This is a genomic window from Halomonas almeriensis, from assembly GCF_030409235.1.
Lineage (GTDB): Bacteria > Pseudomonadota > Gammaproteobacteria > Pseudomonadales > Halomonadaceae > Halomonas > Halomonas almeriensis.
On the sequence record NZ_JAUFPO010000012.1, the window covers coordinates 26,525 to 47,044 of the forward strand.

Below are 20,520 nucleotides of genomic sequence, written 5' to 3' on the forward strand. Positions count from 1 at the left end.
TTGGCAGATGCCTTTGAGGCGGCGTTCCCCATGGCCAAGGTGGTCAACTTCGATGGTGATGCCTATGTCACGGATGAAAAGAACCGAGGGCGGCAAGAGACCCGTTATCACATCGTTAGTGAGATTACTGAAGAGTTTCAGGAGCTTAGCTACGAGTGGCCAGGCTTGAAAACAGTGGGCGTGGTCATGAGCTTTCGTCAGGAAGGTGGCGAAGCACCAGAGGTACCGATGATCCGCTACTACATCAGCTCCACCGAACTCAGTGCCAAAAAGCTTGCCGAAGCGGCCCGCCAGCATTGGTATGTCGAGAATAAGCTCCACTGGTCCTTGGACGTCACTCTCCGCGAGGATGCCTGCAAAATCCACCGAGGACAGGCGGCAGAAAACCTCGCCAGGGTGCGGCATATCGCCTTGAATTACCTGAAAGGAGAGAAAGGATTCAAGGGCGGAATCCGGCGAAAACAGAAGAAAGCGGCGCTGGATGAGACGTACCTTGCAGACATTCTCGCGGTCTAGGATTTTTCATGCGTTTTCCCTGGGTGGTCATCAGCAGGGTGGCGGTGCCGATCGCGAGTGAGGTCCAGATGATGTGGGCGTCCATGAAGGCCAGCGTGATGCCGATGACCAGAGCGTCGATGCTGGTTGCCAGGGCGGTTACCACGAGATGCAATAGGGAGCGCGATGAGCGCCGGGGCGGAGACGTTCCGGCGTTTGTGTTGGCGGGGCCTTCGCTTTCGGGGCTTTCATTCTTCAGCCCCTCATGAATCATGTGGGCGCCCAGTAAGGAAAGCAGCGCGAAGGCGATCCAGTGGTCCCAGGCAGTGATGTACTGCGCCATCGAGAGGCCCAGGGCCCAGCCGAGCAGTGGGGTGAGGGTCTCGATGACGCCGAAGATCAGGCCGGTTTGCAGCGCCTGGAGAAAACTGGGTCGCCGGGACAAGGCGGCGCCTTTGCTCAGCGAGGCGACAAAGGCATCGCTGGACATGGAGAAGGCGAGAAAAATGGTCGAGTAAAGGGACATGCACAGGCTCCGGCGATCGACAGGCCAAGACGACATGCGCTGTTGAGCGACGTTGGAAAACGTCTGTCCAGCGCGGTGACATCATTGGTCTCGCCAACCTTGCGGCTACCGTGCCACGGCTTTGCGGCCGAGTATGTTGACACGGAGACTCCCACGCGCTCGCCAGGCCAAGGGCTTGATCGTGCGCAGGAAGCAGGCTACTCCCCAAGAACGAGCACGAGCCTACATGATTGGATGACGGATGTCATGTGGCGGAGTTCACCGTGCCAGCTCTTCCTGCAGGGCTTCGAGGGTCTGGTCGACCTGGGCTTCGGTGTGCTCGCAGGAGAGGAAGAAGCGCAAGCGGGCGCTCTGCTCGGGCACGGCGGGGTGCAGAATGGGCTGGACGTTGATGCCGCGCTCCAGCAGGGCGTGGGAAAGCCCGGCGGCGCGGGCCGAGCTGCCGATGATCACCGGGACCACGGCGGCGCCGATGCTTTCCCCCGTGTCCAGTCCCATTTGCCGGGCCTGCTCCAGGAAGTAGCGCGAGATGGCCTGCAGGCGGTGCACGCGTTGCGGTTCCTGGTGCATGAGTTCCAGCGCCTTGAGCGAGGGGCCGGCGACCTGGGCGGGCATGCCCACGCTGTACAGGAACCCCGGCGCCAGGTGGCGCAGAGTCTCCACCAGTGCCTGGCAGCCGGCGATGTAGCCGCCACAGCCGGCCAGCGTCTTGCTCATGGTGCCCATCCAGATATCGACACTGTTGGCGGGCATGTCGAAGTGTTCGCGCAGACCCAGACCATGTTCGCCCAGTACGCCGAAGGAGTGCGCTTCGTCGACCATCAGCCAGCTCTGGTGGCGTTGCTTGATATCGACGAAGCGCGGCAGGTCGGGCAGGTCGCCGTCCATGCTATAGAGCCCCTCGATGACGATCAGCACGCGCTCGAACTGCGGGCGATGACGGCGCAGCAAGTCGTCCAGAGCGTCGGCGTCGTTGTGCGGGAAACTCATGCGCCGGGCGCCGGAGAGCTGGGCACCGACCAGGGCGCTGTTGTGGATGTACTCGTCGTGGAGGATCAGGTCGCCCGGGCCGAGCAGGTAGCCAAGCGTCGAGACGTTGGTGGCGTGGCCGCTGACGAAGGCCACTGCCGCCTCGACGTCGTAGGCCTCGGCGATGGCACTTTCCAGTTCGCCGTGGATGGGGCGCTCACCGGAGACGATGCGGCTGGCCGAGACGGAGCTGCCGTAGTGCTGTACGGCGTCGATGGCCGCCTGGTTGACCCGCGGGTCGCCGGAGAAGCCCAGGTAGTTGTAGCTGGCGAAGTTGATGACCTCGCGCTCGTCGATGCGACTGGTAGCCCCGGCATTGCCCTGGTGGCAACGGAAGAAGGGGTCGACCAGGCCGAGCCGCGTGGCGGCCTCGCGCATCAGGGTCAACTGCTGATATCCCGGGTGGCTGTCGAAGCGGGTCAGCCGCTCGGCGACACGGTTCTGGCCACTGTTGGCGCTGCCCGCATCGCTGGGCGGGCGCGAGCGCTTGCGGCTGCGCGCCCCGTCGAGTAGCTGGCGCTTGAGGTCCTGCCGGGAACCCTGCTGACTCATCGCGTCGTGGCCTCTTGCGGTGGCGTTTCAGCGGCGTCGGCGATGGCATCAGCACCGTGCTGGGCCGCAAGCGAGGCCAGTCCGGCCTGTTCGTCGCCGCTCGCGTCGTCGTCATCGTCGCCGCGGGTCAAACGCTCGATGAGCACGCCGCTGAGCTTGTCCAGCGTCGAGGCTTCGCTGAGCACCATGACGGGCACGCGCACGCCGAGGCGTGATTCGATGGCGGTCATCAGCTCGACGCCCATCAGCGAATCAAAGCCCATGTCGTAGACCGAGCGGTGAACGTCGATCTTGCTTTCCTCCACCAGCAGGATGCTGGCCAGCTCGGCCTTGAGCAGCTCGGTGACGGTGCCGTGCAATTCTTCCGGCGAAAGCTCGGCGAGCAGTTGCGTGATGTCCTGGTCGCTGTCGTCCTGGTGGCTCTCGTCACCGGCGGCGCGAGCGACTTCGCTGAAACGCGGGCTGTCGGCGGTGGGCAACGAGCGGGCCAGCGCCGGCCAGTCGAGCTCGAGCACGCCGAGGCTGGGCCCCGGTGCGGCGAGCATGCGGCCGAGCACGCTCAGGGCGTCATCGGCGCGCAGGGCGGAGCCACCCAGGCGCTCCTGTAGCGCATCCCGCGTGCGGGTATTGCGGGCCAGGAAGCCGGCATCCTCGATGGCGCCCCAGCGCACGCAGGTGGCGGGCAGCCCCTGGGCGCGACGGTTGGCGGCCAGGGCTTCGAGCCAGTGGTTGGCCGCCACATAGCTGGCCTGGCCGGGGTTGCCGAACAGGGTGGTCGCCGAGGAATAGAGCACGAAGAAGTCCAGGGCGTCGTCGCGGGTCAGCTCATCGAGCAGGCGCGCACCCTCGATCTTGGGTGTCAGCACGCGTGCGATCCGTTCGTCGTCGAGATTGCGGATCAGGCCGTCCTCGATGACCGCGGCGGCGTGAACGATGCCCTTGAGCGGCGGATGCTCGGAGCGGCAACGCTTAAGCAGGGCACTGAGCGCGGCTCGGTCGCCCACGTCACAGGCAGCGGCCTCGACCGTGACGCCCATGGCCTCCAGCTCGGCGATGCCGTCGGCGGCTTCCGGCGAGGCGGCGCCGCGGCGGCCCACCAGGATGAGATGACGCGCGCCGCATTCGGCCAGCCAGCGGGCGGTGCGCAGGCCGAAGCCGCCCAGGCCACCGGTGACCAGGTAGCTGGCCGCGGCGGAAAGCGTTGGAGCCTCGGCGGGCCGGCTCTCGGCGGCCGGGCTCAGCGGCTGGTCCTGGGTGACCACCACCTTGCCGATCTGGCGGGCCTGCTGCATGTAGCGGAAGGCCTCGACCACCTGCCGGTTGCCGAAGGCAGTGTACGGCAGCGGCGTGAAGGTGCCGTCCTCGAACAGCGCCATCATCTCGCTGAACAGGGTCTGGGTCAGCTCCGGGCATTCCTTCATCAGCTGGTCGGAGTCGATACCGAAGTAGCTGAGGTTGTTGCGGAAGGGCCGCAGGCCGATGTGGGTGTTTTCGTAGAAGTCGCGCTTGCCGAGTTCCAGGAAGCGTCCGAAGGGCCGCAGTACCCGCAGGTTCTGGTTGATGGCTTCGCCGGCCAGCGAGTTGAGCACCACGTCCACGCCACGGCCGTCGGTATCGGCGAGGATCTCCTCGGCGAAGGTCAGCGAGCGCGAGTCATACAGCCGCTCGATGCCGCTCAGGCGCAGGAAGTCGCGCTTTTCCTCGGCGCCCACGGTGGTGTGGATCTCGGCACCCAGCCAGCGAGCCACCTGGATGGCGGCCAGGCCGACGCCGCCGGCGGCGCCGTGGATCAGCACGTGTTCGCCGGGGGCCAGACGCGCCAGGTGCTTCAGCGCGTAGTAGACGGTGAAGAAGGTGGTCGGGATGGTCGCCGCGGCGGCGAAGTCGATGCCGTTGGGCAGCGGCGCGATAGCGTGCTGGCTGGCGATCAGGCGGTCGCTGAAGCTGGCCGGGCCGAAGCCCACCACGGCATCGCCCGGGGCCACGCCCTCGACATCGGGGCCGACCTGCTCGACCACGCCGGAGAACTCGAGGCCCAGGGTCGGGCCGGCGAAACCGTTCTCGATGGCCTCATCCGAGAGCAGCCCCAGGGTATACATGACATCGCGGAAGTTGAGGCCGGTGGCCTCGACCCGCACCTGCACCTGGCCACTCGCGAGCTGCGGCAGGGTGGTGGCCTGCCAGTCGAGGTGGCGGAGCTGGCCGGGCATGGGGAAGCCCAGGCGCATAGCGTGGTCTGTGTCGCGGGGCGCGGCTTCGCCGGGCGTGGCCTCCTGCTGGCCCGGGGCGGGCAGCATGCGCAGGCGAGTGGCATATCGCTTGCCCTGGGCATCGATGACGACTTCGGTCTCGGCGTCGGGGTCGATCAGTTCGTCGCCGAGTGTCGCGAAGGCCCTGGCCGAGAGTTCGCCGGCGGGCAGGTCGAGCAGGCGCACACGATAGCCGTGGGCCTCGTTGGCCAGCGAGCGGCCAAAGCCCCAGAGGGCGGCGTCATCACTGACGTCACGGGCGGCCGGGTGGTCCTCGCGCCAGGTGCCGGCCACCTCGCGGGTGATCAGCCAGAGTGCCGGCGGCTCGGCGGTGTTCTCGGCCAGCGGCTCGAGAATGCCGGGCCAGCGGGCGGCCTGCTGGCAGCGCTGCAGGCCGCTGTTGCGCAGGTCGATGATGCGGCTGGCGCGATGGGCGTCCTCGGCATCGCCGATCATGGCGTAATGGCCCTGGCGTTCCAGCGTGGCGGCCAGCTCCTCGGCCAGGGCGGTGTCATCTTCATCGGCGACCAGCAGATAGTCGCGGGACGTGCCGGCCATGGATTCGCGGTCCAGCACGCCGTCGGCGGCTTCCTGCGCCTCGGGCAGCCGGGCATGAATCAGATAGGCCCCGGCGTCGTCTTCCAGCGGAAGTGCCTGAATGTCCCGGGCGCCGAGCCCTTCCAGCCATTGGCTGACGTCGTCGGGCTCACAGGCGCTGGGGGTCAGCGAGGTGTCGTCGAGCCCCGGGGTGGCCAGCAGGGTGTCGATCCAGGCCGAGGGGGCAACTCCCAGCAACAGCACACTGGCGCCGGGTGCCAGGCGAGCCGGCAGGGCCTCGATGAGGCGGCGGCTGAGCTCGGGGTTGGTGACATCCAGCGAGACCATGGCAAGCTGGGCCGGCTTGCCGGCGGCCGGCTCGCTGCCCGAGGCCTCCAGCGACTCGACCTCGATGAGCGGCTGGCGTTCGCGCAGTTGCTCGGCATGCTGCGCGGCAAGCTCGCCGGCGGTGAGCAGGCGATAGTCGCACAGGTCGGGATCGAGCAGCTCGGTAAGCCGCTCGCCCAGGGCCGGTGCACTGACGCCGGCCTCGAGCAGCGACAGGCGCTGGCCCTCGGGGAGTTCGGCCAGGGTCTCGCCGAGCGCCTTGCCGAGGGGCCCGGCAATCGCCTGCCAGCCGGCATGGCCGATCAACTGGCGGTTGAGACGGGTCAGGCGGTCGCGGTCGAGGCCGATGTCCTCGGCACTGCGATGTCCCGCGAGGAGTTCGCGCAGGTTCAGGCCGAAGCGACCCAGACGCTGGATGGGGCCGATGTGGCCTGGGTAATCCTGGGCCAGCAGGCGCCAGATGGTGGTGGCATCGACATCGTCCTCGACATCGCGCTGTGTCCAGCCATGGTCATGGCGTTCCAGGCGCCCGGCGTCGACCAGCAGGTGCAATAGCTGGTCGAGCAGGGCCTGTGTCTGGGGCTGGGCGGCCACCATCGACTGGTAGTCCGCCTGGCGCAGTTCGCCGTCTATCAGCCTGTCGGCCAGGGCTTCGGCAGCGAAGGCCTCGGCCAGGCGGTCGAGCAGCGGCGCGAGTTCGCTGGCATAGCGCTGGCCGGTGGCGGCGGCGTAGCCGTCAACCAGCTCGGGCATGGTGGCCATCAGCGCGCTGAGGTCGGCCGGTTGTTGCTGCGCCGGGCGCGGCGCCGGTGTCAGGCGCACGTCCAGATGGCTGAGGCGCTGCTCGGCGTGGCTGGTAAGACGCACGGCCTTGAAGCGCGTCTCGCTGACCACTGCGACGGCGCGGCCCTCGGCATCGAAGAGTTCGAAGTCGGCGGTGAAGGAGTACGGCGCTTGCTTGAGCAGCCTGGCCCGGGCCACGGCCGGCTGGCCGGCATCCGGTGACCACTGGATGCGGCCGACCCGCACCGGAACGAAGGCCATGCCCTGGCGCTCGAACGACTCGCCCTGGCGGGCACTCTGGCGCGCCAGCAGCGGCAGGAACAACTGGAAGGCGCTGTCCAGAATGCCCGGGTGCAGGTGCTGCACGTCGAGCTGTTCGGCAATTGCGGGGGTGGGCTGGATGTGACCGATGACCTCGTTTTCGTCGATCCAGGCGCGGTCGATGGCCTGGAAGGCCGGGCCGTAGTCGAGGCCCAGGCGGCTGGCCATGGCTAGATGTTCCGGCAGGGTCAGGTCAGGCTCGCGCTCGGGCAGGCGCGGGGCCGCACGCTCGAGCATCAGACCCTTACTCTGGGTCATGATGCGCGCCGTGGCATGCAGTTGCCATTCCTCGCCCACGGCGGGCTCGCGGGAGTGCACGCTGACGCGGCCGTCTTCCGGCGTAATGGCCAGGCGACTGAGGCGGCCATGCTGGCCATCGAGCATCATCGGGGCCTGGATCTCGAGTTCCTCGATATCCAGCGGGCGGGCGTCGCGCCAGCGGGCGGCGGCGGCCAGAGCCAGTTCGATGAAGCCGGCCCCGGGGAAGATGGCGGCATTGCCGACCACATGGCCGGCCAGCCAGGGGCGGCGGCCGGTATCCAGCTGGCTTTCCCAGGTCAGGGTGTGCTGCGCCAGCCGATAGCCCAGCAAGGGGTGTTCGTAATGGCGGTTGAGCAGGTTGAGCGCGTCCGAGGTGCTGGGCATCCAGTAGGAGCGGTGCTGCCAGGGATAACGCGGCAGCTCGACCAGCTGACCGGTCACCGGGAACCAGTGATCGGTATCAGTGTCCAGGCCCGAGAGCAGGGTCTGCCCGATGGTCCGGTCGATGCACTGCGGGCCGGCCAGGTCGCGCTCCAGGGTGGCGATGACCACGCCTTCGAGCTCGGCTTCGCTCAGGGCCTCGTTCAGATAACGCTTGAGAATCGGGTGAGCGCCGATCTCGATCAGCACATTGGTGCCGTCGGCGGTGATGGCGCGGGCCGCATCGGCGAAGCGCACCGGTTCGCGAATGTTCTGCCACCAGTAGTCGGCGTCCAGGTGCTCGCCCTCGAGCTCGGCCCCGGTGACAGTGGAGATGTAGGGAATCCGCGACTGACGCGGCCGCAGCCCCTTGAGCGAGCCGATCAGGTCATCGCGGATGGGGTCCATGGCCGGGCTGTGGAAGGCGTAATCGAGCCCCAGGCGCTTGGCGAAGTGGCGCTGTCCGTGCAGCTCGGCCTCGATGCGTTCCAGCGCCTCGGCCGGACCGGCGAGGGTGACGCCCCTGGCGCTGTTCATGCCGGCCAGGTGGAGGTCGCGGTACTCCGGGCGCGCCAGATAACCTTCCATGGCCTCGGCGCCAAGGCCCACGGCGGTCATCTCGCCCTGGCCACGGGTCAGGCCCTGATAGTGGCTGCGCAGGTGGATGACGCGCACGGCGTCGCTCAGCGAGAGAGCCCCACAGGCCCAGGCGGCTGCTACTTCGCCGACGCTGTGCCCGGTCACGGCCACCGGCTCGATGCCCTGGGCGGCGAGCATGCGGGTGATGCCCACCTGAACGGCGAACAGCGCCGGCTGGGCGATCTCGGTGCGCTGGAAGCGCTCGGTACCGTTGTTGCCGTCGAGCTCGGCGCGCAGCGAGAAGTCGGCATGGCGCTGGAAGAGGGCGTCGACCTCGTCGATGGCGGCGGCGAAGACCTTGGATTCGTGCAGCAGGTCGCGGCCCATGGTCTCCCACTGGCAGCCGTTGCCGTCGTAGACGAAGGCCGGGCCCTGGGCGCTGGCGAGCCGCTGGCCACGAACCACCGGGTGTTCGAGCTCCAGGCCGCGGCTGTCGGTGTCGCGTTCTTCGGCAAAGGCGGCGAGGCGCTCGGCGGCTTCCTGCTTGTTGCGCGCCAGCAGCAGGGCGCCGTCGGCGTGATGCTCGCGGCGGCGGTAGAGGCTGTCGGCGATATCGTAGAGGCGGCTTTCGGTGTCGCCCAGCCAGGCGGCCAGCTCGCCGGCCATGGCGCGCAGGGCGGGCTCGCTACGCGCGGAGAGGCGCAAGGGCAGTGCTTGCTCCGGCACCACGGGCGACGGCTCTGGCCCTGCCGGGGCGCTCTCGAGGATGACGTGAGCATTGGCGCCGCCGAAACCGAAGGAGTTGACGCCGATGACCAGGCGGCCCTCAGGCTTCAGCTTGCGTGCCTGGGTGACGATTTCCAGGTTCCAGTCGTCGAAGCGAATCTTCGGGTTGGGGCGCCGAATGCCGATGGTGGCCGGAACTTCACGATGACGCAGGCTGTAGAGCGCCTTGGCCAGGCCGGCCACGCCCGAGGCGGTTTCCAGGTGGCCCAGGTTGCTCTTGACCGAGCCGATGGGCAAAGGCGTGCGACGGTGCCGGGCCAGGGCATCGCCGATGGCGTGTGTCTCGATGGGGTCGCCGACGGCGGTGCCGGTGCCATGCGCTTCCAGGTAGTCGATCTCGTCGGGGCTGATTCCGGCGCGCTCGTAGACCTGGCGCATCAGCTGGGTCTGAGCGTCCGGATTGGGGACGGTCAGGCCCTGCTTGTGGCCGTCGGTGTTGACGGTCGAGCCGGCGACCACACCCAGGATGTTGTCGCCGTCTTCCACAGCCTGGTCGTAGTCCTTGAGCATGAAGAGGCCGGCGCCTTCCGAGCGCACATAACCATCACCATCGGCATCGAAGACGCGGCAGCGGCCATTGGGCGAGAGCATGCTGGCCTTGGAAAAGATAATGAAGCCGTAGGGGTGCAGGTGCAGGCTGATGCCGCCGGCCAGGGCCATGCTGGTCTCGCCGCTGCGGATAGCCTGGCAGGCTTGGTGGAAGGCCACCATGGATGATGAGCAGGCGGTGTCCACCGACATGCTCGGCCCGTGCAGGTCGAACAGGTAGGAGAGCCGGTTCGAGGCGATGCTGGAGGTGTTGCCGGTGGCGGTGGAGGCATCGATGGCCCCCATGTCGCCGGTATAGCGATACGAATAATCGAGTGCTGCGACACCCAGGAAAACACCGCACTGGCTGCCGCGCAGCCGAGAGGGGGCAATGCCGGCGCTTTCCATGGTTTCCCAGGTCAGTTCCAGCAGCATGCGTTGCTGCGGGTCCATGTTGGCCGCTTCACGCGGCGAGATGCCGAAGAAGTCGGCATCGAAGCCACTGATGTCGCCCAGACTGCCGGCAGCGAAGGTCACGCTGGTGCCGGGGTGGCGCTTGTCAGGGTGCTGGAAGGCTTCATGACTCCAGCGGTCAGGGGCGACCTGAGTAACCAGGTCCTTCTCGTCTTTCAGGTCCTGCCAGAAGCCTTCCGGGGTGGTTCCCGGCATCCGGTGGGCAACACCGATGATGGCCACGCGTCTTGTCATGCTCGCTCCCGATGCTCCTGGTTGCAGCCGTCATCGGCGCCTTGCGCCTGTTCGACGACAGCCTGCCATATCCGTTGACTCAATTGCTCGGCGCCCAGCGATTCGCTCGTCTGGGTCGTTTTACAGAAGCCGCGACTCGACCATAGCCAATAGGGCGTGTCGCCGTCGGGCTCGCCATGATGTTCATACGCGTTCGGCATGATCGGTACATGGTCACCATACCAGCACAGTAGGCCTTGTCTGGTGTTGGTTGCCAACTGTTGTTGCAGGCGCCCTGCCATGCGGTCGGAATTCTGCAGGTGCGCCAGGTAGCTGGCCAGCTCGCCGTCATCGTCCGGCAGCGGCGGGGCGCCGGGGGCCAGCGAGTCCCTGGGCTGGTCAGCCGCCCACTGGTCCAGTTGCAAGGGACCGTGGTTTTCCATGCTGATCACGAACACGAATAATGGCTTATTATCCGTATCAGCGAGCAGACTGCCAACCTTATCGGCTACCGCGAGGTCGCCGATGTACTGACCGCAGTAATCCGAGCGCTCGAAGGCCTGGATATCGATGAACTCATCGAAGCCGAGATGTGGCATGACGCGGTCGCGCTGGTAGAAGCTGGCGGCGTAGGGATGAACGCAGACGGTGCGATAGCCGAGTCGCTTGAGTTCGGCGGCCAGGCTGGGTACCGGACGCTTGGTCAATTGGTGATAGGGATTGAAGCGGTGGATGCCCAGGGTCTGCTGGTCGAGGCCGGTCAGCACAGCGGCCTCGGTGCGCACGGTATTGGCGCCCCAGGCCGGGACTCGTAAGCGGCCTTGCAGCATGGCTTCATCGCGCAGTGCATCCAGGTTCGGCAACAGGTCGTCGCGGAGCTGGCCATGCCAGGGGCGCGGGTCGAAGAAGGATTCGCTCTGCACCACCACCAGATGGGGCAGAGATGGCTGGTCCTTCAGGGTCTCCGGCGCGGGTGCATAGGGCGAGGCGAGCTCGCCGAGCGGCCGGCGCATCAGCAGGCCATAGGCCCAGAGGGCGCTGAACAGGCCGAGCCGGTGGGTATCCACTGCCGGGTCGAGGCTGCACGTCGGCAGGCGACGCAGGCTGAGCCGCAGTAGCAGGATCGAGGCCACGATGAGCAGCGCGCTGCGCGACAGGAAGACCTCCCCGCCATGCCGGGCCAGCAGTGAGGTCTCGATCAGCACAAAGCCGATGATGGCCGCCAGGCCGGCCAGGGTCGCGCCAATCGCCAGGCCGATGCCGAAGAAGGGCACATAGAGGCGTGGATGGCGAATGGCGTCGAGAAAGTACTCGAAGTCCTGACAGATAAAGGGTTCGCGTAGGGTCCTGGATTTGGCATTGCTCGATTGCACGACCACCAGCTGTAATGCCACGAACAGCATCAGGGCGAACCAGGGGCGCTGCAGGATCAGCACCAGGCCGCCGAAGGCCAGACTCCAGGTGCCGACATGCACCGCCAGCGTCGAGGCCGGGCGCTGCCAGGCCGCGGCGGGCGCGGGGCGCAGCAGCGACTCGGCGAGCAGGCTGGCGACCAGCCCGAGGCCCCAGGGCCAGAGCAGTGCTGCCGTCATGCCGGTCTCCCATAGCCCATCCAGCGCAGGATGGGTTGCGCCAGGCCAGCGGGCAACACCGCTAGACACCAGCAGCCCAGGTTGAGCGGGAAGGGGAAGCTGATGCGTGCCTTGTTGCGCGCGATGCCACGGGCCATGCGCCGTGCCGCGGCGTCGGCGTCTATCTGCCAGGGTTTGGGGCCGGGCATGTCGTGGCACATCGGCGAGCTGACATACCCCGGCATGACGACACTGACGCCCACGCCTCGCGGCGTCAGCCAGCCGCGCAGGGCCTCGCCGTAGGCCTTGATGCCGGCCTTGCTGGCGCTGTAGCTGGGCGTCAGCGGCAGGCCGTGCCAGGCGGCCAGCGAGCTGAGAAACACCAGCTGGCCGTGGCCGCGCTCGGCCATGCGCGGTGCCAGGTGGTGGGCCATGGCCATGGGCGTGCGCAGGTTGATGTCGAGCAGCCGGCTGGTGGCCTGCCAGTCTTCCATTTCCTCGCCGGGCTCTGCGTGCAGGTTCTGGCCGGCATTGGCGATGACCACATCGGGCAGCGCGAGCTGCTCCAGCCATTCGCCCAGGGCCGTGTCATCGGTCAGGTCGACCCGGCTGAGCTCGACCTCTGCACCGGCGTCACGACAGGTTCTGGCCACTGCCTCCAGGGGCTCGGCACGCCGTCCATGCAGCACCAGGCGAATGCCCGGGGCCGCATAGTGGCGAGCCAGAGCGCCGCCGATGGCGCCGGTGGCACCGGTGATCAGCAGGCTGCGTGGCGTCATAGCAGGGCCTCGAGCGGTGAGCGGGGTTCCTCCAGGCGGTTGGCCACGTTGTCGATGGCCAGTTGCATCCCGGTGTCGCAGTAGTAGCCGCCATTGAGCTGGACGGTGTGCATGATGGTGCGATGAAAGCAGCGGAAGAGTTCGTCGTCCGGGGCCTCTGCGTCTCGCCAGAAGTCGTCCAGTCCACCCTCGAAGGTCAGACCATTCAGGCGGTAGATGGGCTGACTGAGGGCGATGGTCGGGCAGCGATGCTCCAGGGCGACGATCCCCGAGGTGCTGTTGACCGTCACGGTGCCGGCGGCGGCATCCAGCAGGGCATTGAGATCGCCGGACTCCAGGTAGACCGTGCGGCCCTCGATGGCGAAGCGTTTTTCCAGGCGCTTGATCAGGCCGGAGTAATTGATCAGCCCCATGTCCAGCGGATGGTTCTTGATGCACAGCAGGCTGTCCGAGGGGGCATGCCGGGCAAAGGAGGCCATGATGTACTCGATGACTTCGACCATGTCGCTGAAATGAGAGTGGTTGCGGATCTGGGCATCGCCATTGAGTTGCAGGGGCAGCACGTAGTAAGGCCGGTTGCCGCCGATCAGTGCCTTGATGCGCTCGGCATCCCGGGGCTTCCACCAGCGCAGCTGGGTGAAGCGCTTGATATAGCCGGCGTATTCCACTGGCGCGGTAACGGGCGCATGGGTGCGGTAGCGCGGGAATATTGCTGGGTTGCCGAGGCCGGCCAAATGGTAGAGGACATCATGGGTGGCACGCCGCTTGAAAGATGGCTGAAAGCGCTTGGGTCTCGCGGGTTGTGGCAGGCGATTGCCGACCTCGCGAAACCAGTCGGCGTCCTGTGGCAGCAGTGAATAGCCGTTGACGCCTTCGCGTTCCAGAGTGATCCAGTGCGGCCGGAAATAGCCTTCCTCGAGCACATGGTTGCGGATGCCCTGCTTGCGGGCCTCCTCGATGGCGATCAGGTGCATGGGCCGCTGGTCGCCGAACAAAACCTGGTCGGTGGTGCCGTGCCGTTGCCAGAGGTCTCTGAGGAATTCAGGCAGGTTCTCCAGCTTGCCGCGGAAGTTGTGGCCGGGACCTGCGCTCTTGCACCAGTAGGCCATGTCACCTGCGGCGAAGTTGACCTTGGCGACATGATGACCATCGGCACTCAGCTTCCTGCCGAGACGCGGGAAGAACGGCGAGCAGACACCCTGAAGGAACAGGAAAGAGCGTTTCGGCGACGTCACGGTTAATGCCTTCCAATAAAGGTGTTGCGGTACCCGCGATAGAGGTACGTCCACCAGGCGGGACGCTGATGGCGAGCGCGTTGTTGTTCGAGTAGTGTCACCACGGTCTCGGCATTGCAGAGCCCACGGCTGACGGGGTCGACGTAAAGCGGGTAGAGAATCAGGGTGGCCGCCACCAGCTCATCCAGCTCCAGGGTCCGCCGCCGACGCGGGCACTGGTGGCGGTCCTCGGTGAGCCCCCAGCCCGCATAGAACGGCAGGCCATAGGTGACGATACGACAGCCACGCAGCAAGCCTTCGAAGCCTGCCAGGGACCCCATGGTATGGACCTCATCGACCATGTCCAGTAGACCGGTGATGTCGACATCACTGACCGACTGGTCGTATAGCGCCTCGTGGGCGGTATCGAGGGCACCGACACGCGCCCCGGTCAGCACGTCCGGGTGGGGCTTGTAGAGAATCCGGGCGTGCGGATTGGCCTCGCGCACGGCGGTCAGCAGGTCGCCATTGGTGCGGATATCCACGGTGCCGTGGGCGATGGAGGCGTCGCTTTCCACCTGGCCGGTGACCAGCAGGAGGCGCTTCCCCGGCGGGCGCTCGAGAGGCCTTGCTCCCGGCAGGTTGTATTTGGAGAGCCGCAGCGCCACCAGGCGCTCGCGCAGCCGGGCGGCGCGTGCCATCAGCGCCGGCGGGAAATCGGCCTCGTTGAGCAGGCGCTCGAGTTCACTTTCGCGCTTGGCATCGTAATGAATGCCCAGCGAATCGACGACCAGCGACAGCGGACGGGCGAGGTCGACGCCCAGGCCAATGGAGCGCAGGAAGCCATCCTCCATGCGCCAGAGCGCATGGCCGCTTTGCCGACAGCGTGTGGCGGCGTTCTCGTCGAGGCGTGAGGCCCAGCAGAGAATCCGCTCGTCGGCTTCGGCACCCTGTGGCGGCTGGTGGTGGCGAAGGTGACGAACCCGGCTCAGCTCGCCCAGGAAATCGCCGACGAAGCCGCGCTTCCATGAGGACAGACCGTATACGGCCCAGCGCCCGGCGAGGCGGTGGTGCTGGCGCGTCTGGTCACCGATCAGCTCGATGACGTCCTCGAAGTTGCTGGCCAGGCCCGTATAAGGGTTGGCGTAACGCGTATAGCGAAGATAGGCCGCGGCGAAGACCTGCTCCAGGCTGCGGGGAAGCTGGCGTCGCGGGCAGGCCTTGCGGTCATCGGTGAGCCCCCAGCCGGCATAGAAGGGCACCCCGTGGCAGACGACACGCTTGCCGGCCATCAGGGCCTCGAAGCCGAGCTGGCTGCTGACCACATGGACGGTGTCGACGGCATCCAGCAGTGCCCAGGGATTGAGCGTCTCGCCGATCAGGCGGCAGCCGGGTATCTCGCCGGCATCACCCAGATGGCCGGCCTTCTTGCCGGCAATTACATCGGGGTGCACCTTGACCAGAATTTCCGCCTCGGGATGTTCGCTGCGGGCACGGTCGAGCATGCACTGGAAGTCCTCGGCCGTAGCCAGTGCCCCTTCGATGGACGCGTCACCGGCGGTCTGGTCGACAACCAGCACGCGGGGCCGCTGGTCGGCGAACAGCGTGCGGTCCGGCGCATGGTTGTACTTGGACAACCGCAGCTCGCGCAGCCGCTGCATGCCGCGGCGTGCCCGCTCGAGCTCCTCCGCCGGGAAGTCGTCCGCCGCCTGGATCAACTGCTCCAGCTCGGAGCGGCGGCTGGCGTCATAGTAGATGCCCACCGAATCGACGATCAGGCTGTGGGGGGGATGCCCCTCGACGCCGAGCCCCCAGGAGCGCAGGAAACCATCCTCGACGGCGAGATAAGGCAGCCCATGCGCATCGGCATGGTCACGCGCCTTGCGTGAACTCGGCTTCAAGCCCCAGCCCGCGATCCCCCCCGCACGACGCGCGGCCCAGCTACCCAGCAAGGGGAAGTGCTCGAACTCGGGCAAGCAGGCACGCAGAATCGGCAACGCCTGCATGCGCCGCGTCGATATCGCCACGGTGTCGGGCTGTGAGGCTCGGCGTGAAAGGGCCAAGGGCGTATCCCTTTAAATCTATCAATGGTTTGAATAGACGCAGGATTGTAACAGGATGCACCGCGAGAGACGCGGGGTCGGGAGTGAACAAGGCTAAAACCGGCCGGGCCGGCCCGGGCCCGGAGCTGGAAGCTGGAAGAACGGCGCTGCGCGCGTTCAAAGAAGGAGGAGGGTAGAACGGCGCTTCGCGCCTTGAAGAGGGAAGAACCCCCTTGGCGCCACACACACTGTCACTAGCCTGACTTCTTCCTTCTTCCTTCTTCCTTCTTCCTTCTTCCTGCTCGTGCACCCGACCCGCCTTGCCGGTACAATCCCCGCATTCCTTATCCATACTCGCCTGGCTGCTTCCGGAAGTGAGTACAGGGGCTAGTACAACCTAGAGCCGAGTTGTAATGACAGACGCCAAGCAGGCCCATGAGACGGGGCTTCGTAGGACCTTCGCCATCATCTCCCACCCCGATGCGGGCAAGACGACCATCACCGAGAAGATGCTGTTGTTCGGCAATGCCATCCAGATGGCGGGGTCGGTGAAGAGCAAGCGGGATGATCGCCACGCCACCTCCGACTGGATGAAGATGGAGCAAGAGCGGGGCATCTCGGTGACCACCTCGGTGATGCAGTTCCCCTATAACGGGCGCATCGTCAACCTGCTCGATACGCCGGGCCACGCTGACTTCTCCGAGGATACCTACCGCACCCTGACGGCGGTGGACTCGGCCCTGATGGTCATCGACGGGGCCAAGGGTGTCGAGGACCGGACCATCAAGCTGATGGATGTATGTCGGCTGCGGACCACGCCGATCCTGACCTTCATCAACAAGATGGACCGCGATACCCGTGATCCCATCGAGGTCATGGATGAAGTCGAGGACGTACTCAAGATCCAGTGTGCACCGATGACCTGGCCGATCGGCATGGGGCGTCACTTCAAGGGGGTCTATCACCTCTACAATGACGTGATTCATCTTTACAAGCAGGGCCAGGGCAACCGTATTCCCGAGGACAATCGCATCGAGGGACTCGACAGCCCCGAGGTCGATGAGGTGCTGGGCGAAGATGCAGCCGAGGAACTGCGCATGGAGGTCGAGCTTGTGCGCGGTGCCTCGCATACCTTCGACCATGACGCCTATCTGCGCGGTGAGCTGTCGCCCGTGTATTTCGGTACCGCCATGGGCAATTTCGGCGTGCGCGAGATGCTGGACGGCTTCGTCGAATATGCGCCGTCCCCGCAGCCACGGGACACCAACCTGCGCACCGTGGAGGCCGAAGACGGCAGCTTCAGTGGCTTCGTCTTCAAGATCCAGGCCAACATGGACCCCAACCACCGCGACCGGGTGGCCTTCCTGCGGGTGTGTTCCGGCAAGTACGAGCGCCACATGAAGATGCGCCATGTGCGCGTCGGCAAGGATGTGAAGATTGCCGATGCCCTTACCTTCATGGCATCCGACCGCACGCATGTTGAAGAGGCGTGGCCCGGCGACATCATCGGTCTACACAACCACGGCACCATTCAGATCGGCGATACCTTCACCCAGGGCGAGAACATGCGCTTCACCGGCATCCCGCACTTCGCCCCGGAACTGTTCAAGCGCGTGCGCCTCACCGACCCGCTGAAGATGAAGGCACTGCAGAAAGGCCTGCAGCAGCTCTCGGAAGAGGGCGCTACGCAGGTGTTCATGCCGCTGGACAACAATGATCTGATCCTGGGCGCCGTGGGCGTGCTGCAGTTCGATGTGGTGGCCCATCGTCTCAAGCAGGAATACAAGGTCGACTGCATCTACGAGGGCGTCAACGTCCAGACCGCCCGCTGGGTCGAATGCGACGACCCGAAGATGCTGGAAGACTTCAAGCGCAAGGTCAGCGCTAACCTCGCCATCGACGGCGGCGGTCACCTGACTTACATCGCCCCGACCCGCGTTAACCTGCAGATGACCCAGGAGCGCTGGCCCGACGTCAAGTTTCATCATACGAGGGAGCACTGACCCAGGCGCTGAGCGCCTGGAAGGACGCGGCTGACGCCGCTGAAAGAGCGAAGAACGGCGCTACGCGCCTTGAAGAGGGAAGATAAACCTTGACGCTCCCAACCCTGGGGCTAGCCTGGCACTCTTCACTCTTCACTCTTCACTCTTCACTCTTCACTCTTCACTCTTCACTCTTCACTCTTCACTCTTCACTCTTCACTCTTCACTCTTCACAACCCCAACTCCTCCACGGCTTCTTCCCGCATCCTGAACTTCTGCACTTTGCCGGTGACGGTCATCGGGAATTCCTCGACGAACTTGATATAGCGGGGGATCTTGAAGTGGGCGATGCGGTCCTGGCAGAAGGCCTTGAGGGTGTCTTCGTCGAGTGATTCGCCTTCGCTGAGCTTGACCCAGGCCATGATTTCCTCGCCGTACTTCTCGCTGGGTACGCCGATGACCTGAACGTCGGAGATGGCGGGGTGGGTGTAGAGAAAGTCCTCTATTTCGCGGGGGTAGATGTTCTCACCACCGCGGATGATCATGTCCTTGATTCGTCCCACGATGGCGACGTAGCCGTCGTCGTCCATGGTGGCCAGGTCGCCGGTGTGCATCCATCCGGCCTGGTCGATGGCGTCGTGGGTGGCCTCCGGATTGTTCCAGTAGCCGAGCATGACGCTGTAGCCGCGGGTACAGAGCTCGCCGGGTGTACCGGGCGGTACCACACTGCCGTCGTCCGGGCTGGTCAGCTTGACCTCGGTGTGCGGGTGTATGGTGCCGACGGTGGTCACGCGCTTGTCGAACGGGGCGTCGGTCCTGGTCTGGAAGCTCACCGGGCTGGTTTCGGTCATGCCGTAACAGATGGTGACTTCCTGCATGTGCATGCGCTCGATGACGCGACGCATGACCTCGATGGGGCAGATGGAGCCGGCCATGATGCCGGTGCGCAGGGTCGAGAGGTCGAAGTGTTCGAACTCGGGGTGTTCGAGCTCGGCGATGAACATGGTGGGGACCCCGTATAGCGCCGTGGCGCCTTCCTCACTAACGGCCTGGAGTGTCAGCAACGGATCGAAGCCCTGGTCGGGGTAGATCATGGTGCTGCCGTGGGTCATGCAGCCCAGGTTGCCCATCACCATGCCGAAGCAGTGGTAGAGCGGGACCGGGATTACCATGCGGTCGCTGGCGTCGAGCTTCATGGTGCGGGCTACGAAAAAGCCGTTGTTGAGGATGTTGTGGTGCGAGAGGGTGGCGCCCTTGGGCGCGCCGGTGGTGCCCGAGGTGTACTGGATGTTGATCGCCTCGTCGAACTGCAGACTGGCCTGGCGCTCGGCCAGCGCTTTGGGGCTGACGTCACCGGCATGCTCGCGCATGGCCTGCCAGGAGAGGATGCCGGGCAGGGCGTGAGCGGCATCGAGGCAGATGACTCGTTGCAGTTCGGGTAGGCGCTCGGATTGCCAGCTGTCTGCACCGCTGGCCTCGTTAAGTTCGGGCATCAGTTCGGCAAGCGCGGCGACATAATCCGACCCCTTGAAGGCACCCTGCAGTACCAGGGTCGAGGTGCCCGACTGGCGCAGCGCGTATTCCAGCTCGTGGGTTCTGTAGCTGGGGTTTATATTGACCAGAATGGCGCCGAGCTTGGCCGTGGCGAACTGGGTGATCGCCCACTCGGCACGGTTGGGTGACCAGATGCCCACCCGATCACCTTTCTCCACGCCCAGCGCCATCATCGCCCGCGCCACCCGATCCACTTCGTCACGCAGCTCCCGCCAGCTATAGCGCAGCCCCTGGTGACGGCTGATCAAGGCATCCCGATCCCCGAACCGGGACACGGTGTCGTCGAAACAATCCCCGATGGTCTGGCCTTTCAGTGGGGTGTCGCTGACCCCGCTGACGTAGCTGATCCGGCGTGACATGGTGGCTCCATTGTTGTTGGATGGCGGTTGACGCCGTTACGAGAACGAAGAGGGGAGAACGGCGCTACGCGCCTGGAAGAGGTAAGAACGCGGCTGGCGCCGCTTGAAGAGGGAAGAACGGCGCTTCGCGCCTGGAAGAAAACCCTTTACACCATACACCCTGGCTACCTTCTTCCTTCTTCCTTCTTCCTTCTTCCTTCTTCTAGCTACCGGCGCCGAGCTTCCCCAACGCTTCCCTCGCTTTCTGTTCGACGTCGTCCATTTCCCGCCGCATCTGGCGGATGTCGTCTTCCTGGCGTTCGAGCTCGGCGCGTTTTTCCTCGAGGATCTCGATCAGGCGCTGGAGCTGTCGGGTGTTTCCGTCGGGCATGGCGTCGTACATCATCACCACTTCGCGGATCTCGGCGAGGGAAAACCCGAGGCGCTTGCCTCTCAGGGTGAGCTTGAGACGCACGCGGTCCTTGTCGCGGTAGATACGCTTCTGCCCCTGCCGTTGTGGGGCAAGCAGTCCTTCCTGCTCGTAGAAGCGGATCGTGCGGGGTGTGACGTCGAATAACCTGGCCAGCTCGCTGATGCTATAAGTGCGTTGCTGTCGGGGCAGTGCCTGGCTGCTGGCATCGCTGCCGCTGATTGTCGCCTGGTCGGCTGATGCGTGCTTTTCTGCGGTCGTCTCTTCGCTCATCGAGTGTAGGTATCCTGTTGACCTCTGAGCGGCCTGGCTTCGAGGCTTCGTCGTTCGGAACGGTGCCTGGAGAAGCGTTTGCCGATATGTCGCAAAGCCTAGATCAGCTTTACGTTTACGTAAAGTGCTTGTTCGACCATGGTGAGGTGTGGGATAAACCAAGCAACTGCTAGGGTAAATGAAGCTGCATGCTCGGGGCATGGGTCCCGGTCGGCGCGAGGGCGTCAGCGGCTCGC

11 protein-coding genes are annotated in these 20,520 nt (G+C 65.5%); 2 read left to right on the forward strand and 9 right to left on the reverse strand.

Annotation, left to right across the window (positions count from 1 at the left end):
• Positions 1–516, forward strand: a 516-nt coding sequence (locus QWY74_RS11005; RefSeq protein ID WP_290314313.1) for an ISAs1 family transposase, incomplete at its 5' end; no start/stop codon positions are given.
• Here QWY74_RS11005 and QWY74_RS11010 read toward each other — a convergent pair.
• The 7 genes from QWY74_RS11010 to QWY74_RS11040 all read right to left on the reverse strand — a co-directional run bounded on the left by QWY74_RS11010 (position 440) and on the right by QWY74_RS11040 (position 15,728).
• Complete coding sequence (locus tag QWY74_RS11010) at positions 440–1,021, reverse strand: manganese efflux pump MntP (RefSeq protein WP_290314315.1); 582 nt, start codon at positions 1,019–1,021, stop codon at positions 440–442. The two genes, QWY74_RS11005 and QWY74_RS11010, sit on opposite strands and share 77 nt — an antisense overlap.
• Positions 1,022–1,279: 258 nt before the next feature.
• Positions 1,280–2,602, reverse strand: a complete 1,323-nt coding sequence (locus QWY74_RS11015) for an aminotransferase class I/II-fold pyridoxal phosphate-dependent enzyme (RefSeq protein ID WP_290314316.1) — start codon at positions 2,600–2,602, stop codon at positions 1,280–1,282.
• Positions 2,599–10,122 carry a type I polyketide synthase gene (locus tag QWY74_RS11020; RefSeq protein ID WP_290314318.1) on the reverse strand — a complete coding sequence of 2,508 codons (7,524 nt, stop codon included), beginning with the start codon at positions 10,120–10,122 and terminating at the stop codon, positions 2,599–2,601. The genes QWY74_RS11015 and QWY74_RS11020 overlap by 4 nt, the downstream gene beginning before the upstream one ends.
• A complete protein-coding gene (locus QWY74_RS11025; protein WP_290314320.1) occupies positions 10,119–11,693 on the reverse strand; it encodes an LTA synthase family protein in 1,575 nt (524 codons plus the stop codon). Before QWY74_RS11025 ends, QWY74_RS11020 begins: the two co-directional genes overlap by 4 nt.
• Positions 11,690–12,451, reverse strand: a complete 762-nt coding sequence (locus QWY74_RS11030; RefSeq protein ID WP_290314323.1) for an SDR family NAD(P)-dependent oxidoreductase — start codon at positions 12,449–12,451, stop codon at positions 11,690–11,692. Before QWY74_RS11030 ends, QWY74_RS11025 begins: the two co-directional genes overlap by 4 nt.
• Positions 12,448–13,686 (reverse strand): capsule polysaccharide biogenesis protein, encoded by a 1,239-nt coding sequence (locus QWY74_RS11035; protein ID WP_290314325.1) that lies wholly within the window; start codon positions 13,684–13,686, stop codon positions 12,448–12,450. Before QWY74_RS11035 ends, QWY74_RS11030 begins: the two co-directional genes overlap by 4 nt.
• A 2-nt stretch (positions 13,687–13,688) precedes the next feature.
• Positions 13,689–15,728 (reverse strand): capsule polysaccharide biogenesis protein, encoded by a 2,040-nt coding sequence (locus tag QWY74_RS11040; RefSeq protein ID WP_290314326.1) that lies wholly within the window; start codon positions 15,726–15,728, stop codon positions 13,689–13,691.
• 392 nt (positions 15,729–16,120) lie between these two features.
• On the opposite strand from QWY74_RS11040, the gene QWY74_RS11045 reads away from it, so the two are divergent.
• Positions 16,121–17,710: a peptide chain release factor 3 gene (locus tag QWY74_RS11045; protein ID WP_264825678.1), complete on the forward strand. Its 1,590-nt coding sequence runs from the start codon at positions 16,121–16,123 to the stop codon at positions 17,708–17,710.
• 209 nt (positions 17,711–17,919) lie between these two features.
• On the opposite strand, the gene QWY74_RS11050 is transcribed toward QWY74_RS11045, so the two are convergent.
• The gene (locus QWY74_RS11050; protein ID WP_264825679.1) at positions 17,920–19,602 is read right to left on the reverse strand and encodes an AMP-binding protein; all 1,683 of its coding nucleotides are present in this window, start codon (positions 19,600–19,602) and stop codon (positions 17,920–17,922) included.
• Positions 19,603–19,804: 202 nt separating this feature from the next.
• Positions 19,805–20,284, reverse strand: a complete 480-nt coding sequence (locus tag QWY74_RS11055) for a MerR family transcriptional regulator (protein WP_264825680.1) — start codon at positions 20,282–20,284, stop codon at positions 19,805–19,807.
• Positions 20,285–20,520: the final 236 nt, after the last annotated feature.

Excerpts from the sequence above, each read along its gene's own strand:
- QWY74_RS11050 (WP_264825679.1), bottom strand. The coding sequence starts at position 19,602 with ATGTCACGCCGGATCAGCTACGTCAGCGGGGTCAGCGACACCCCACTG.
- QWY74_RS11055 (WP_264825680.1), bottom strand. The coding sequence starts at position 20,284 with ATGAGCGAAGAGACGACCGCAGAAAAGCACGCATCAGCCGACCAGGCG.
- QWY74_RS11015 (WP_290314316.1), bottom strand. The coding sequence starts at position 2,602 with ATGAGTCAGCAGGGTTCCCGGCAGGACCTCAAGCGCCAGCTACTCGAC.
- QWY74_RS11010 (WP_290314315.1), bottom strand. The coding sequence starts at position 1,021 with ATGTCCCTTTACTCGACCATTTTTCTCGCCTTCTCCATGTCCAGCGAT.
- QWY74_RS11020 (WP_290314318.1), bottom strand. The coding sequence starts at position 10,122 with ATGACAAGACGCGTGGCCATCATCGGTGTTGCCCACCGGATGCCGGGA.
- QWY74_RS11030 (WP_290314323.1), bottom strand. The coding sequence starts at position 12,451 with ATGACGCCACGCAGCCTGCTGATCACCGGTGCCACCGGCGCCATCGGC.
- QWY74_RS11025 (WP_290314320.1), bottom strand. The coding sequence starts at position 11,693 with ATGACGGCAGCACTGCTCTGGCCCTGGGGCCTCGGGCTGGTCGCCAGC.
- QWY74_RS11045 (WP_264825678.1), top strand. The coding sequence starts at position 16,121 with ATGACAGACGCCAAGCAGGCCCATGAGACGGGGCTTCGTAGGACCTTC.